The sequence below is a fragment of the Nocardiopsis potens DSM 45234 genome (assembly GCF_000341105.1).
Lineage (GTDB): Bacteria > Actinomycetota > Actinomycetes > Streptosporangiales > Streptosporangiaceae > Nocardiopsis_A > Nocardiopsis_A potens.
The window spans coordinates 15,504-29,813 of sequence record NZ_ANBB01000010.1 but is presented as its reverse complement, the minus strand read 5'-3'; the positions used below and the strand labels follow the sequence as shown (position 1 = coordinate 29,813).

Sequence of the window (14,310 nt, the reverse complement as noted above, 5' to 3'; positions counted from 1 at the left end):
TAACCCGTGCCGAGGGCCGGGGCCGGGCGACCGCTCGCCCGGCCCCGGCCCGAGAGGCGACCGGCCCGGCGGGACGCCGCCCCTCGCCCCCGCGCCGAGCCGCGGTACAGCCCGCCGAATCGCCGGAGGACCGAGGGGGCGGGGCGGCCCCGGCGGGAGAAACCGGGCGTCGGGCGCCGTCCTCCTCCCCGCCGAGTGGCCGGCCCGAACGGGCCGCCTGAACCGGCCGCCTGCACAGGCCGGGCGCACGGCCCGGGCGAGGCCCCTCCAGAGCGGACGCGCGGGCGCGTACTGCGGGCGTCAGGCGCCGGCGGCCGGTACCGCGGCCCCCTGCCGCTCCCCGGAACCGGCGGTACGGGCGGTGCGGGCCAGCAGCTCGTAGGCCTCGTGCTCGGCTGCCAGCACCTCCTCGTCGCCCGGGCGCTCGGCCCACGGCTCGCCCTGGGCCGCGATGTGCGCCTCGCGCAGCGCCACCACCGCCGCGGACAGCCGGTCGCGGGCCGCACCGGTTCCCTCCGCGCCGCTGCCGTCCGCACCGGTTCCCTCCGACCCGAAGCCGGTGCGCTCGGCCAGCTCGGCGCGGGCCCGCCGGCAGGCCGCCAGCGCACCGGCCAGCCGGGCGGAGTTGCCCCGGTTGACCAGGGCGATGCTCACCGCGACCCCGATGGCCGCCCCGAGCAGGGTGGCCGCCACCCGCTCGGCGACCAGCTCGCCGGCCGGGGCGGGGTGCGCCAGCCGGGACAGCGCCACGGTCAGCGGGGTCACGAAGACGATGGCGTAGCCGTAGTTGGTGAGCACCAGCAGCTCGGCGCAGGCCTGGCAGAGCGCGACCAGCGCGATGAGCTGCCACGGCGCGGGGTCGGCGAAGGTGAACAGGGCGGCGGCGAGCAGCGCGCCGACCACGGTTCCCGCGCCGCGCTGCAGGGTGCGGTGCCAGGTGGCGGTGACGTTCACCGACTGCAGCACCGCCCCGGCCGACACCGCCGCCCAGTAGCCGTGCTCGATGCCGAACGCCGCGCCGGCCAGCCCGGCGGCGGCCGAGGCGAGGAAGATCCGCAGCACCGAGACCGGCGTCGGCGAAGGGCGGCGCAGCGCTTCGCGCAACCCGGAGAGACGTAGGCGTCGGGGCCCGGCGGCTGCGGCCGCGGCGGCGCGCCGCTCCCGGGCGCGGGCGGCCAGCACGGCGGCCTCGGCGGGGGAGGCCAGGAGGTCGGGCGAGCGCCTCCGCCGGGTGCGGCGGGCCAGTTCGTACAGCTCGGCGGCGGTGCGGGCGTCGCGGACGGGGTCCGGGGCGCCGGGCAGCAGCGCCTCGGCGCGCGCGGTGAGGGCCTCCAGCCGGTCCAGGACCGGGGCGCGGCGGCCCCGCGGGGCCTCGCCCAGCACCGACCAGGCGCGCTGGACGGCCTGGTGGGCGGCGTGCCGGGCGGTCGGCGAGCGCGGGGCCGCCTCCAGGTGGCGGGCGGCGGCGATCAGCGCTCGGGAGACCGCCAGCCGCTGCGGGGCGAGCGGGTGGGCCAGCCGGCCGGCCAGCGCCGCGCACCAGCAGAACAGGGCCGCCCCGGCGGTGATCGCGACCTCGCCGGGCAGGGCGGCGGCGCTCTGCGGGGTGTAGGCGGCCACGCCCGCCGCGAAGACGAACATCAGCCCGCCGGGCGGGCCGAGCGCCAGCGCGTCGGAGGCGTACTTGGCCGCGGCGGCGACCAGCGCGACGACCAGCACCGGCAGGGCGAGCCCGCCGACCGGCGCGACCAGGCCGCCCAGCGCGACCGAGGCGGTCAGGCCGGTACCGACCAGCGCCAGCACCCAGCCGCGGCGGGCGTAGGAGTCGTCCCGGGCGTAGAGCGCGGTGAAGCAGCCCAGGGCGGCGTAGGGCGCCAGGTCGGGGCGGTCCAGGGCGTACAGCGAGCCGACCGCGGCCAGTACGCACAGCCCGGCGCGCACGGCGGTGACCAGGATGTTGCCGTGCAGCCTGCGGGGTGCGAACGCGGCGCGGACCCCCAGGGCCCGGCGGAGCCGGAGGGCCGAGGACGGAAGATCTTTCACAAGTAAATTATCGTAGAGTGTTTCACGAGTGAAAGAAACGTGAGATGGGCGACGCGGCCGGGCCGCGGCCCCGGTGCGGAGGAGCGGAGGGGACCATGGGCGACGCCGTGGCCCGCTTTCGGGACAGCTGGGCGGAGCGCCGCCCCGACCTGGACCTGTCCAGCATGGAGGTGATGGGGCGGGTCCTCCGCCTGGCCGCGCTGATGAACCAGGCCACCGAGGAGGGCCTGGCCGGGTCGGGCGTCTCCCGCCCGGAGTTCGAGGTCCTGGCCGCGCTGCGCCGGGCCTCCCCCTCCGGCCTGCGCCCCGGAAGGCTCACCCGGGAGACCATCTCCTCCGGTGCGGCCACCACCAAGCGGCTGATCCGCCTGGAGCAGGCCGGCCTGATCGCCCGCACCCCCTCCGAGCGCGACCGCCGCGAGGTCGACGTCCGCCTCACCGAGGCGGGGGCCGCCCTCATCGACCGGCTCTTCGCCGAGCAGCTGGAGCGCGAGGCCGGCATCCTCGCCCCGCTCCCCCCGGCGGAGCGCGAGGCGCTCGCCGCCGCCCTCGCCGCGGTCCTCACCCCGATCGACCGCGCCGAGGGGCTCTGACCGGTTTCCCGCCCTCACGCCCCTGCTTTTGGCCCCTGAGTCGCATCGCCCCCCACCTCCGGCCGGGCCCGGCACCCCACGGGGCCGGGGCTCATGCAGACGGCGACACCCGAGGAAGGGGCGGGGCCGGGCGCTCCGGCCGAGCCGGCCGAGTACGGCGCCTCACGGAGTGCAGGTTCAAGCAGCGGCGACGGCGCAGGTAGGAGCGGGGTGCAGGCGGTCACCCGGGCGCGGCGTCTCGCGGAGCGGGGGTCAATACGGGCAGCGACGGCAGGAGGGCGTGCCGGCCGGTCGGTCGGGCGCGCCCTCTCGCGGGGCCGGGCTTCAAGCAGGCGGCGGCGACGGGCAGGGCACCGGCCGGTCGGTCGGGTGCGGCGCCTCGCGGAGCGGGGGTTCAAGCGGGCGGCGACGGCGCCGGTAAGGGCAAGGTGCAGGCGTCGCCCGGGCGCGGCGCCTCACGGGGCCGGGGTTCAAGCGGTCGGCGAAGGCGGGGAGGGGACCGGCCGGTCGGTCGGGTGCGGCGCCTCGCGGAGCGGGGGTTCAAGCGGGCGGCGACGGCGGGAGGGGCCGGGCGCCGCGTTCACCGGCCCGGCCCGCGCCCACCAGGGGGCCTTATCCCTGTATGCCCGGTTCGCGGCGAGGGGCGGGCGCAGGTGGGGGCGCCCTGCGCACCGCGAGAGCACCCCGATTGCATCTACCAGCGAGTAGTAAGCCCCCAGGCCCCCATCGCCCCCTCTCCGATCACCCAGAGTGGCCGAGGCGGGTCCTTCCTGCAGGGCAAAAGCGACATCTCGCCCCCGTGCCGCCCCTGCCCGGGTTCCGGTCCCCTGCTTTGCGGCCTTGCGGGCGGCTCGAACCCCCGATCACCGGCCCGATCAGAGCGATTCGGGCCTGACGGGGGCCGATCCGGGCCGGGATGCGCGCCCGGGAATCACCGGGGTGCTCTCGCGGTGCGCAGGGCACCCCACCCCACCATCACCCTGCGTATTCACCCAGGTCAGGGAGGGGCAGCGGTTTCAAGGGCGGCCGGCAACGGCGCCCGGGGCGACGCGGGAACGGCGAACCCGCCACCCCGGCCCACCCCGACCGCCCTCCGCCCCGCTCTGCCGCACCCGACCGACCGGCCGGTGCCCCTGCCCGCCCTCGCCGCCCGCTTGGACCTTGGCCCCGTGGGGCGCCGCGCCGGACCGACCGGCCGGTGCCCACTGCCGCCGTCGCCGCCGGTCTGAACCTTCGCTCCGCGAGGCGCCGCGCCGGACCGACCGGCCGGTGCCCACTGCCGCCGTCGCTGCCCGTCTTGACCTTCGCTCCGCGAGGCGCCGCGCTCGGGTGACCGCCTCTGCCTCGCCCCTACCGCTGCCTTCGCCGCCCGTCTTGACCTTCGCTCTGCGGGGCGCCGCGCCCGACCGACCGGCCGGTCCCCTCCCGCCGTCGCTGCCCGTCTGAACTCCGGCCCCGTGGGGCGCCGTGCACGCCGTGCTCGGTCGGGGTGCTCGGTTCGGGGTGGGAGACGGCGGCCCGCAGGGGGCGACCGGACGGCCTGGATCCCGGTTCAGTCCGATGTCGGCAGCGGCTTCTTGAAGCCGATGTGGCCGGGCGTGTAGCCGAGCCGCTCGTAGAACCGGTGGGCGTCGGGGCGGGTCCGGTCGGAGGTGAGCTGAACTAGAGCACAGCCCGCCTCCCGGGCGCGGGCCTCGGCCCAGGCCATCAGGTGGCCGCCGAGGCCGGAGCCGCGCTCGTTGCGGTGCACCCGGACCGCCTCGATCTGGGCGCGCTTGGCCGCGCCGCGGGACAGGCCCGGAATGAAGGTGACCTGGAGGGTGCCGACCACTCGGTCCCCGCGTACCGCCACCGCGAGGAACTGGTTCGGGTCGGCGCCGATCTCGGCGAAGGCCGCCCGGTAGGGGGCGAGGTCAGAGGCGTCCTCCCGGCCGGCGCCCAGCGGGTCGTCGGCGAGCAGCGCGACGATCTCCGGCAGGTCTCGGGCCTCGGCCCGGCGCACCTCGACGCCCTCGGGCGGGGACGGTTCCCCGGTATGCCCCTGCTCCTCGCCGGTCCCGGCCATGCTCGCCCCCTCTCGGGCCCCGGGCGGTCCGGGAGGCCCGGCAGGCGAATGTACACGGCGGCCGGTCCGGCCGCCGCCTGCCGCCCCCTGGAGACCGCCGCCCCTCGGGGCCGCAGCTGCCGCAAGGCCCCGGAGCCGCTACGCTGGCCCCAGTGTCGCGTGCCGGTGGCAGTCCGTGTCAGGCATGGAGGCGCGGAACCCGAAGGAGTACGGCGATGAAGACGTCGTCCCCTTCGCCCTCTCGTGACTGAGGGCGAGAAGACCAGGCTGATCGCCTGGAGCCGTGAACTGCGCGCCGTCCACGAGCGGTTGCGCAAGGCCCTGCGGGTGGCGCGGGCCGCCCTGGAGGACGGCGGAGCGGCCGAACCGGCCGCGCGCGACCTGCTGCTGTTCTGCCACGGCTTCTGCACCGCGCTGAGCGGGCACCACAAGGGCGAGGACCGGGAGCTGTTCCCCGCGATCGCCGCGGCCCGCCCCGAACTGCGCGAGACCCTGCACCGCCTGCAGCAGGACCATTCGATGATCGAGTACCTCCTCACCGACCTGCAGGCCGCGCTGGACCGGAGGGCCTCCCCGGCCGAACTCGACCGGCACTTCGAGGGGATCGCCGCGATCATGGAGTCGCACTTCCGCTACGAGGAGCGGAAACTGCTCACCGTGCTCGACACCCTGGCCCTGGACGCCGATCCGCGCGACGTCCTGGGGCCGCTGTGACCCTCCCCCGCCGCCGGTGACCTCGGCGTCGCGGCCCTGCCAGGGCGCCCTGCGGTAGGGCCGCGGCGCCGAGTGCGCCGTCGAGATCCGAGATCACCGCCCTGGGCGGGTCCCTCCCGGTTTCCCCGGTTTCCTTCCGGCGGCGGGGTCAGACCCCGGCGGGGCGGGCGGTGCCGGAGGCCAGGGCCGCGTCGACCGCTTCGGGGGCGAGGATGTGGTCGAGCACCAGGGCGGCGCCGCCGCGCAGGCCGGCCTCGCCGCCGGAGCGGTTGGGGGCGATCCGCAGCTGGCGGGTGGCCAGGGCGGTGCAGCGGGCGAAGACCGCCTCGCGGACCCCGGCGGCCAGGTGGTCGAAGGCGGTGCCCAGGTGCCCGCCGAGCACGATCACCGCCGGGTTGAGCAGGTTGACCGCGCCGGAGAGCACCTCGCCGACCCTGCGGCCCGCCTCGCGGACCAGCGCCACCGCGTCGGGGTCGCCGTCGGCGGCCAGCGCGGCCAGCTCCTGGGCGCCGGAGGCGGTGCGGCCGCGCTCGGCGAACCGGGCCAGCAGCGCGGGCCCGCCGGCCAGCGACTCCAGGCAGTCGGTGTTGCCGCACCGGCACACCGTTCCCCCGCCGCCGGGGACCGGGATGTGCCCGATCTCCCCGGCGGCGCCCAGCGCGCCGCGGAGCAGCGCGCCGCCGGAGATGATGCCGGCGCCGACGCCGGTGGAGACCTTCACGAAGACCAGGTCGTCGGTGTCGGGGTAGTCGGCCATGTGCGAGCCGAGCGCCATCACGTTGACGTCGTTGTCCAGCAGCACCGGCACCGGGAAGCGCTCGGCGACCAGCGGGGCGATGTCCACGCCGCCCCAGCCGTGCAGCACCGGCGGCTGCTCGGCGCGGCCCAGCGCGAAGCGGACCGTCCCGGGCAGGCCGATGCCGACGCCGCGCGCGGTCTCCGCGGCGCGGCCGCACTCGCCGAGCAGCCGGGTCCAGGTCTCCATCAGCCACGGCAGCGCGGTGTCGGGGCCTTGGGCGACCTCGGGTGAGCCCTCGGTGCGGGCCAGGACCCGGCCGGCCAGGTCGCACACGGCGGCCTGGCTGCGGGAGATGCCCAGGGCCGCGCTGAGCACCACGCCGCCGTCGGCGTTGAGCGCCAGCCGGCCGGGAGGGCGGCCGCCGCTGGAGGGGCCGCTGTCGCCGTCGGTGACCAGGCCGGCGTCGAGGAGTTCGGAGACCCGGGAGGCGACCGAGGGGCGGGACAGGCCGGTGTGCCGGGCGATCTCGGCGCGGGTGGTCGCCTCGCCGGTCCGGATGAGCCGCAGGACGTGGCCGCTGGTGGCGGTCGGGGCGGCCTGTCCGGGGCGTCGTGGCATGCCGCAATTGAACCATGTTCGGGGCCCTGCGGGGGCGGAACTTCCCTACTTATGCAAAAAGAATTTCAGAAGTATGACTTGTGGTGTGACGGAAGTTGCCGTTAGGTTTCAACCGATCACCCCGAAGTCCCTGGAAAGGTCGCGATGTCCGCACCTGTCCCCGCCCCGCACGCGGAGCCCGCGCCGCCCACCGGGCCGACCGACCTGGTCGTCTTCGGCGGTACCGGCGACCTCGCCCTGCGCAAGCTGCTGCCGGCCCTCTTCCTCTGCGAGACCGAGGGCGGCCTGGGCCCCGAGGTGCGGATCATCGCCGTCTCCCGGGACGGCGTGGACGACGCCGACTACCGCGGCAAGGCCGCCGCCGCGGTCCGCGAGAGCCCCTCGGTGCTGCGCGCCGGGGCCGTCTCCGGCGCGCTGGTGCGCCGCTTCACCGACCGGCTGCACCACGTCAGCCTCGACCTCGACCAGCCCGGCGGCGGCTGGGAGCACCTGGCCGGCCTGCTCGGCGGCGACCGCGACCGGGTCTTCTACCTGGCGATGCCGCCGATGCTGTTCGGCCGGGTCTGCGCCGACCTGGCCGCCCGCGGCCTGGTCACCGACCGCTCCCGGGTCGTGCTGGAGAAGCCGCTCGGCCGCGACCTGGCCTCCGCCCAGGCCATCAACGACGAGGTGGGCGCGGTCTTCCCCGAGGAGCGGATCTTCCGCATCGACCACTACCTCGGCAAGGAGACGGTGCAGAACCTGCTGGCGCTGCGCTTCGCCAACATGTTCCTGGAGCCGGTCTGGAACAGCCGCTGGGTCGACCACGTGCAGATCACCGCGGCCGAGACGGTCGGCGTGGGCTCCCGGCGCGACTACTACGACCGCTCCGGGGCCATGCGCGACATGGTCCAGAACCACCTGCTGCAGCTGCTCTGCCTGATCGCCATGGAGCCGCCGGCCGGCTTCGACCCCGACGCGGTCCGCGACGAGAAGGTCAAGGTGCTCCGCGCGCTCAAGCCGCTGTCCGGCCCCGAGGCGCTGGAGCGCACCGCCCGCGGCCAGTACACCGCCGGAGTCCAGTCGGGGCGCCCGGTGCCCGGCTACGCCGAGGAGCCCGGCGCCGACGGCCCCAGCGCCACCGAGACCTTCGTCGCCCTGGAGGCCTCGGTGGCCAACTGGCGCTGGGCCGGAGTCCCCTTCTACCTGCGCACCGGCAAGCGGATGGCGCGCCGCTACTCCGAGATCGCGGTGCAGTTCCGCGACGTCCCGCACCCGATCTTCCCCGGCCAGGCCGCCGCCCCCAACCGGCTGGTCATCCGGCTGCAGCCGGAGGAGACCATCCACCTGCACATGCTCGCCAAGGAGCCCGGCGCGGGCGGGCTGCGGCTGCGCCCGGCGCCGCTGGAGCTCAGCTTCGCCGACACCTTCGCGGTCCGCTCCCCCGACGCCTACGAGCGGCTGCTGATGGACGTCATGGCGGGCGACCCGACCCTGTTCATGCGCCGGGACGAGGTGGAGGCCGCCTGGCGCTGGGCCGACCCGGTCATCTCCGCCTGGCAGGGCACCGATCCCGAGCCCTACGCCCCCGGCGGCACCGGCCCCGACGGCGCGCACCGGCTGCTCGCCCGCTCCGGCCGGACCTGGCTGGACTGATCCCGCGCCCGGCGGACGGCACCGCCGGGCGCCCCGCAGCACCCGCCCCGCCGGGCCCCTCCCGGGAAGGGCCGGCCCCGGCCGATCCCGGTCGGTCCCGGCGGGCGCGGCACGACCCGAACCACCGGCACGACGAGGGAGCACCACCGTTGTCCCTGCATCCGCGCATCGCTGACGTGACCGAGGCCCTCGCGGCCCGCAGCGCCGCCTCCCGGGCGGCATACCTGGAGCGCATCCGCGCCGCCGCCGAGGAGGGCCCGTCCCGGGCCGCCCTGGGCTGCGCCAACCTCGCGCACGGCATCGCCGCCTGCACGGTCGGCGAGAAGCTGGCGCTGAGCAGCACGCCCAAGCCCAACATCGCCATCGTCTCCGCCTACAACGACATGCTCTCCGCGCACCAGCCGCTGCACGACTACCCGGCGGTGCTCAAGAAGGCGGTGGCCGAGGCCGGCGGCGTCGCCCAGTTCGCCGGCGGCGTGCCCGCCATGTGCGACGGCATCACCCAGGGCCGGGCCGGCATGGAGCTCTCCCTGTACAGCCGGGACGTCATCGCGATGTCCACCGCCATCGCGCTCTCCCACGACATGTTCGACGGCGCCCTGATGCTGGGCGTGTGCGACAAGATCGTGCCCGGCCTGCTCATCGGGGCGCTGAGCTTCGGCCACCTGCCGGTGGCCTTCGTGCCCGCCGGGCCGATGCCCTCCGGGCTGCCCAACAAGGAGAAGGCCCGGGTCCGCCAGCGCTTCGCCGAGGGCCGGGCCGACCGGACCGAGCTGCTGCAGGCCGAGTCGGCCGCCTACCACTCCCCGGGCACCTGCACCTTCTACGGCACCGCCAACTCCAACCAGATGCTGATGGAGGTCATGGGGCTGCACCTGCCCGGCGCCAGCTTCGAGCAGCCCGGCACCCCGATGCGCGAGGCGCTCACCGCCGAGGCGGGCCGCCGCGTCGTCGGGCTCACCGCCCTGGCCGGCGAGCACACCCCGGTCGGCGAGATGGTCGACGAGCGCGCGATCGTCAACGCCGTGGTCGCGCTGCTGGCCACCGGCGGCTCCACCAACCACACGCTGCACCTGGTCGCCATCGCCCGGGCCGCCGGCATCGAGCTGACCTGGGACGACTTCGCGGAGCTGTCCGAGGTGGTGCCGCTGCTCGCCCGGATGTACCCCAACGGCTCGGCCGACGTGAACCGCTTCCACGAGGTCGGCGGGATGGCCTACCTGATCGGCCGGCTGCTCGACGCCGGGCTGCTCCACCCCGATGCGGGCACCGTCGCCGGCCCCGGCCTGGACCGCTACCGGCAGCGGCCGATCCTCAACGGGACCGAGCTGACCTGGGGCGACGAGCCCAAGGAGAGCGGCGACGAGACCGTGCTGCGCCCGGCCGACGACCCGTTCTCCGCCGACGGCGGTCTGCGCATGCTCCGCGGCAACCTGGGCCGGTCGGTGATCAAGGTGTCCGCGGTCGCCCCGGAGCGCCGCGTGGTGGAGGCGCCCGCCCGGGTCTTCGACTCCCAGGCCGCGCTGCAGGAGGCGTTCGCCGCGGGCGAGCTGGACCGCGACGTCGTCGCGGTGGTGCGCTTCCAGGGCCCGGCCGCCAACGGCATGCCCGAGCTGCACAAGCTCACCCCGGCGCTGGGCGTGCTGCAGGACCGCGGGCACAAGGTCGCCCTGGTCACCGACGGGCGGATGTCGGGCGCCTCGGGCAAGGTGCCGGCCGCCATCCACGTCTCCCCCGAGGCCGCCGCGGGCGGCCCGCTGTCCCGGGTGCGCGACGGCGACACGGTACGCCTGGACGCCGAATCCGGCACACTGGAGGTGCTCGCCGCCGACCTGGGGGACCGGGCCCCGGCGGAGCCCACCGTCGACTCCTCCGCAGGCACCGGCCGCGAGCTCTTCGCAGCCTTCCGCGCCTCGGTCGGCCCGGCCGAGCGCGGCGCCAGCGTCTTTGGAGGATGACGGTGACATCTGTGCAGTCCGCTCCCGGCGTCGAGCGGCCCTGGCTGGTCGGCGACATCGGCGGCACCAACGCGCGGTTCGGCCTGGTGCGGGAGGCCGGCGCGCGCCCGGTGCACGTGGGCAAGGTGCCCAGCGCCCTGCACGACGGGCTGGCCTCGGCGGTCCGCGCCTACCTCGCCGGGCTGCCCGAGGAGGTGCGCCCCTCGGCGGCCTGCGTCGCGGTGGCCGGCCCGGTGCTGGGCGACCGGATCCGGCTGACCAACGTCGGCTGGGACTTCTCGGTCGAGCGGGACCGCGCCGGCCTGGGCCTGGACCACCTGGAGGTGGTCAACGACTTCGCGGCGCTGGCGCAGTCGCTGCCCGCGCTGGGCGAGGAGGACCTGCTGCCGCTGGGCGGCGGCTCGGTCGACCCGGCCGCCCCGATGGCGGTCCTGGGCCCGGGCACCGGCCTGGGCGTGGCCGGGCTGGTCCCGCTGCCCGCCGGCGGGTGGCTGCCGCTGCCCGGCGAGGGCGGGCACGTGGACGCCCCCGCCGTGGAGGACCTGGAGGCCGAGGTGGTCCGGGTGATCACCGCCGAGCGCGGCCGGGTCAGCGCGGAGGCGCTGCTCAGCGGCCCGGGCCTGCCCCGGCTGCACCGCGCCCTGGGCGAGATCCTCGGCACCGGGGCGCCCGACCTGACCCCCGGTGAGATCACCGCGGCCGGCACCGACCCGGACGGGGCCGACTCCCTGGCCCGTGAGACCCTGGAGGTCTTCGGCGCCCTGCTCGGCGGCTTCGCCGGGAACGTCGCCCTCACCCTGGGGGCGACCGGCGGCGTCTTCCTCGGCGGCGGGGTCCTCCCCCGCATCCCCGGCGTCCTGCGCGACGGGCGCTTCCGGATGCGCTTCGAGGCCAAGGGCCGGATGACCGACTACCTGAAGAACATCGCCACCGTGCTGATCACCGCCGGGAACCCGGCGCTGCTCGGCGCGGCGGCCCGGCTCGACCAGCAGTTGGAGCGTGCGTGAATCCCAAGACCAGCGACGACCTCTTCGCCCTCGCCCCGGTGGTGCCGGTGGTGGTGCTCGACGACGCGGACCGGGCGGTGCCGCTGGCCCGCGCCCTGGCCCGGGGCGGGCTGCCGGCCATCGAGGTCACCCTGCGCACCGAGGCCGGGCTGCCGGCGATCGAGCGGATCGCCGCCGAGGTCCCCGAGGCCGTGGTCGGCGCCGGCACCGTCACCGACCCCGAGCAGGCCGCCGCGGCGGCCAAGGCGGGCGCGGCCTTCCTGGTCAGCCCCGGCTGCACCGAACGGCTGCGCGGCGCCATGGCCGGCACCGGGCTGCCGTTCCTGCCCGGCGTGGCCACCGCCTCGGAGGCGCTGGCGCTGCTGGAGCAGGGCGTCACCGCGATGAAGTTCTTCCCCGCCGAGGCCGCGGGCGGCCGCCCCTACCTGAAGTCGCTGGCCGGGCCGCTGCCGCAGGTGCGGTTCTGCCCCACCGGCGGCATCACCCCGGCGAGCGCCCCGGACTACCTGGCGCTGCCCAACGTGGGCTGCGTCGGCGGCACCTGGCTGACCCCGGCCGAGGCGGTGGCGGCCGAGGACTGGGGCGCGATCGAGGCCCTGGCCCGCCAGGCCGCGGCACTGCGCGGCTAGCGGAGCGCCCGAGGGGGCGGGCGCCGGGCGCGGAGGCGCCCCCGCGCCCGCCCCTTCCGCGTTTCCGGGCCCGGCGGGGCGGCCGCCCCGCCGGGCCGGGCCTCAGCCCGCGGGGGCGAACCGCCATCGGGTCTGGCCGTACGCGGCCCCCCGGGCGAAGCCGAACGCGGTGACCGGGGCGACCCGGTAGACGTCGGCCCGCCCGCCGTCGGGGTGCCGGAAGGCGCCGTCCTCCACCTCGAACCGCCACTCGTCGCCGTACTTGGCGGTGTAGGCGCCGGCCACGCGGCGCAGCAGCGCCTCGTCGCCGGTCCGCTCGGCTTCGCCCTCCACCACCACATCGAGCCCGGAGTGCAGGTCGCTGCTGCCGGTGACCACGGTGACGTGCGGGTTTCCGGCCAGGTTGCGGGCCTTGCGCTCATCGGCGCCGGTGCAGAAGTACACCGCGCCCTCCGACCAGACCGCGATCAGCGGGGTGGTGTGCGGGCGCCCGTCCGGGCGCACCGTGGTCAGCCAGAAGATCCCCGCCTTCTCCAGTACCGCGCGCGCCTGCGGCCAGGGGACCGCTTCGGCGCCCTCGCTGCTGTAGCGCTCGTCGAGCCGGGTCGCCGGGCCGACCTCGGACCTGTCGCTCATGCCGGTCTTCCTCTCCGCTCCGGTTCCGTCCCCTTTCCGACTCCCCCGGGCGCCGGGACTCATCGCCCGGGGCGGCGCTAGCCTGGCCGGATGACGACCCTCGCGGGCGCCGGCGGCGCCCCTCTCCCCCCGGTGGTGGAGTTCGCCTTCCCCGGTCCGCTGCGGGACGCGCTGGTGGGCGCGGTCCTCACCGGTGAGAAGACCTCCACCACGACGCTGCTGGCCGAGTTCGACCACTCCGGCGAGGAGATGCCGCGGCCCGGCGTGCGGGGGACGGTGGTCGACTCGGCCGGGCGCCCGGTCGCCGTCATCGAGACCACCGAGGTGCGCACCGTGCCGCTGGGCGAGGTGGACCTGGCGCACGTGCTGGCCGAGGGCGAAGGAGACGCCTCGGTGGCGGAGTGGCGCGCCGGGCACGAGCGGTTCTGGCACGGCGCGGAGATGCGCGCCGAGCTGGGCGGCGCCTGGTCCGAGGTGGACGACGCCACGCCGGTGGTCCTGGAGCGGTTCCGGCTCGTCGCCGACCTGCGCGGGGCCGCCGAGCGGGGCTGAGGCCCGGCTCCTGCTCCCTCCCTTCTCCTCTCCGAGGTGTTGACAGGAGGCACCCCCATGCCGCATATTCAACTTAGAGGTTGAACAACCGGAGAGTTGAATAAGAGATGGCCGACGATCAGCTCAGTGCCACGTTCGCCGCCCTGGCGGACCCCACCCGGCGGGCGCTGCTGGCCCGCCTCTCCCAAGGGGAGGCGACGGTCAACGAGCTCGCGGAGCCGTTCCCGATCAGCCTGCAGGCGGTCTCCAAGCACCTGAAGGTCTTGGAGCGGGCGGGGCTGGTGGTGCGGGGGCGCGACGCGCAGTGGCGGCCCTGCCGGTTGGAGACGGCCCCCTTGGAAGAGGCCTCCGGCTGGATCTCCCGCTACACCGAGATCCAGGCCGAGCGCCTCGACCGCCTCGACGAGGTGGTCCAGGGGATCATGCGGCGCTCGGCGGGCGGTCCCGCCGCGAGCGGCGCAGCGGATCAGAAGCAGCGGACGAACGAAGAGGAGACAGGACGATGAGCAAGCACACCGTGGGCAAGACCGAGTTCACCATCGAGCCGGGGCGGCACGACGTCACCATCACCCGGTTCTTCGACGCCCCGCGCGAGGCGGTGTTCAAGGCGCTGACCGACCCCGACCTCGTCCCGCAGTGGTGGGGGCCGGCGCGCTACGCCACCAAGGTCGAGCGGGCCGACTTCCGCCCCGGCGGGTCCTGGCGCTTCATCAGCGGCGACGGCGAGGCCGAGTACCCCTTCCACGGGGTCTTCCACGAGGTCTCCCCCGAGCGGATCGTGCAGACCTCCGAGTTCGAGGGCGCCCCGGGGCACGTCTCCCTGGAGACGCTCACCCTGGAGGAGGTCGACGGCGGCACCCGCTACACCGCGGTGGCGGTCTTCCAGACGGTGGAGGCCCGCGACGCCATGACCGCCTCCGGGATGGACGAGGGCGCCGCTGAGGGCATGGACCGCCTCGCCGCCCTGGTGGAGAAGGCGTAGGAGCGGCGCGGGGCGGCGGGCCTCCGGGTCCCGCCGCCCCGCGCGCCGCCCTCCGGGCCGGCTCTCCGGCCGGCCCCTCGCCCGGTTCCCCGGGCGTCCCGGGGAGCCGGGTTCCCCGGGGACGCGCGGGAAACGGATG

General features: G+C 76.4%; 13 protein-coding genes. 9 read left to right on the top strand and 4 right to left on the bottom strand.

Annotated elements, in window-relative coordinates; translation table 11 throughout:
• Positions 1-300 precede the first annotated feature (300 nt).
• Positions 301-2,043: an FUSC family protein gene (locus tag D459_RS30685; protein ID WP_017591725.1), complete on the bottom strand. Its 1,743-nt coding sequence runs from the start codon at positions 2,041-2,043 to the stop codon at positions 301-303.
• A 95-nt stretch (positions 2,044-2,138) separates the two neighbouring features.
• On the opposite strand from D459_RS30685, the gene D459_RS0104080 reads away from it, so the two are divergent.
• The gene (locus D459_RS0104080) at positions 2,139-2,636 is read left to right on the top strand and encodes a MarR family winged helix-turn-helix transcriptional regulator (protein WP_017591724.1); all 498 of its coding nucleotides are present in this window, start codon (positions 2,139-2,141) and stop codon (positions 2,634-2,636) included.
• 1,552 nt (positions 2,637-4,188) lie between these two features.
• On the opposite strand, the gene D459_RS0104075 is transcribed toward D459_RS0104080, so the two are convergent.
• The gene (locus D459_RS0104075) at positions 4,189-4,701 is read right to left on the bottom strand and encodes a GNAT family N-acetyltransferase (RefSeq protein WP_017591723.1); all 513 of its coding nucleotides are present in this window, start codon (positions 4,699-4,701) and stop codon (positions 4,189-4,191) included.
• Positions 4,702-4,944: 243 nt separating this feature from the next.
• Here D459_RS0104075 and D459_RS0104070 point away from each other — a divergent pair, with 243 nt between their 5' ends.
• Positions 4,945-5,415 carry a hemerythrin domain-containing protein gene (locus D459_RS0104070; protein ID WP_017591722.1) on the top strand — a complete coding sequence of 157 codons (471 nt, stop codon included), beginning with the start codon at positions 4,945-4,947 and terminating at the stop codon, positions 5,413-5,415.
• Between the two features lie 148 nt (positions 5,416-5,563).
• On the opposite strand, the gene D459_RS0104065 is transcribed toward D459_RS0104070, so the two are convergent.
• Entirely contained in the window at positions 5,564-6,772 is a 1,209-nt protein-coding gene (locus D459_RS0104065; RefSeq protein ID WP_017591721.1) for an ROK family transcriptional regulator, read from the bottom strand.
• A 144-nt stretch (positions 6,773-6,916) separates the two neighbouring features.
• Between D459_RS0104065 and zwf the strand changes: the two genes are divergently transcribed.
• The 4 genes from zwf (at position 6,917) to eda (ending at position 12,001) form a co-directional block, all read left to right on the top strand.
• The gene (zwf, locus tag D459_RS0104060; RefSeq protein ID WP_017591720.1) at positions 6,917-8,407 is read left to right on the top strand and encodes a glucose-6-phosphate dehydrogenase; all 1,491 of its coding nucleotides are present in this window, start codon (positions 6,917-6,919) and stop codon (positions 8,405-8,407) included.
• A 149-nt stretch (positions 8,408-8,556) separates the two neighbouring features.
• Entirely contained in the window at positions 8,557-10,365 is a 1,809-nt protein-coding gene (gene edd, locus D459_RS0104055) for a phosphogluconate dehydratase (RefSeq protein ID WP_020380046.1), read from the top strand.
• 11 nt (positions 10,366-10,376) lie between these two features.
• A complete protein-coding gene (gene glk / locus D459_RS0104050) occupies positions 10,377-11,372 on the top strand; it encodes a glucokinase (protein ID WP_017591718.1) in 996 nt (331 codons plus the stop codon).
• Positions 11,369-12,001 (top strand): bifunctional 4-hydroxy-2-oxoglutarate aldolase/2-dehydro-3-deoxy-phosphogluconate aldolase, encoded by a 633-nt coding sequence (gene eda / locus D459_RS0104045; RefSeq protein WP_017591717.1) that lies wholly within the window; start codon positions 11,369-11,371, stop codon positions 11,999-12,001. Before glk ends, eda begins: the two co-directional genes overlap by 4 nt.
• Positions 12,002-12,103: 102 nt before the next feature.
• On the opposite strand, the gene D459_RS0104040 is transcribed toward eda, so the two are convergent.
• A complete protein-coding gene (locus D459_RS0104040; protein WP_017591716.1) occupies positions 12,104-12,637 on the bottom strand; it encodes a pyridoxamine 5'-phosphate oxidase family protein in 534 nt (177 codons plus the stop codon).
• Between the two features lie 90 nt (positions 12,638-12,727).
• On the opposite strand from D459_RS0104040, the gene D459_RS0104035 reads away from it, so the two are divergent.
• From D459_RS0104035 to D459_RS0104025, 3 genes are all read left to right on the top strand, one after another.
• Positions 12,728-13,189 carry an ASCH domain-containing protein gene (locus D459_RS0104035; RefSeq protein WP_017591715.1) on the top strand — a complete coding sequence of 154 codons (462 nt, stop codon included), beginning with the start codon at positions 12,728-12,730 and terminating at the stop codon, positions 13,187-13,189.
• A gap of 107 nt (positions 13,190-13,296) precedes the next feature.
• Entirely contained in the window at positions 13,297-13,695 is a 399-nt protein-coding gene (locus D459_RS0104030; protein WP_017591714.1) for an ArsR/SmtB family transcription factor, read from the top strand.
• Positions 13,692-14,171: an SRPBCC family protein gene (locus D459_RS0104025; RefSeq protein WP_017591713.1), complete on the top strand. Its 480-nt coding sequence runs from the start codon at positions 13,692-13,694 to the stop codon at positions 14,169-14,171. The genes D459_RS0104030 and D459_RS0104025 overlap by 4 nt, the downstream gene beginning before the upstream one ends.
• The last annotated feature ends 139 nt before the right edge of the window (positions 14,172-14,310 follow it).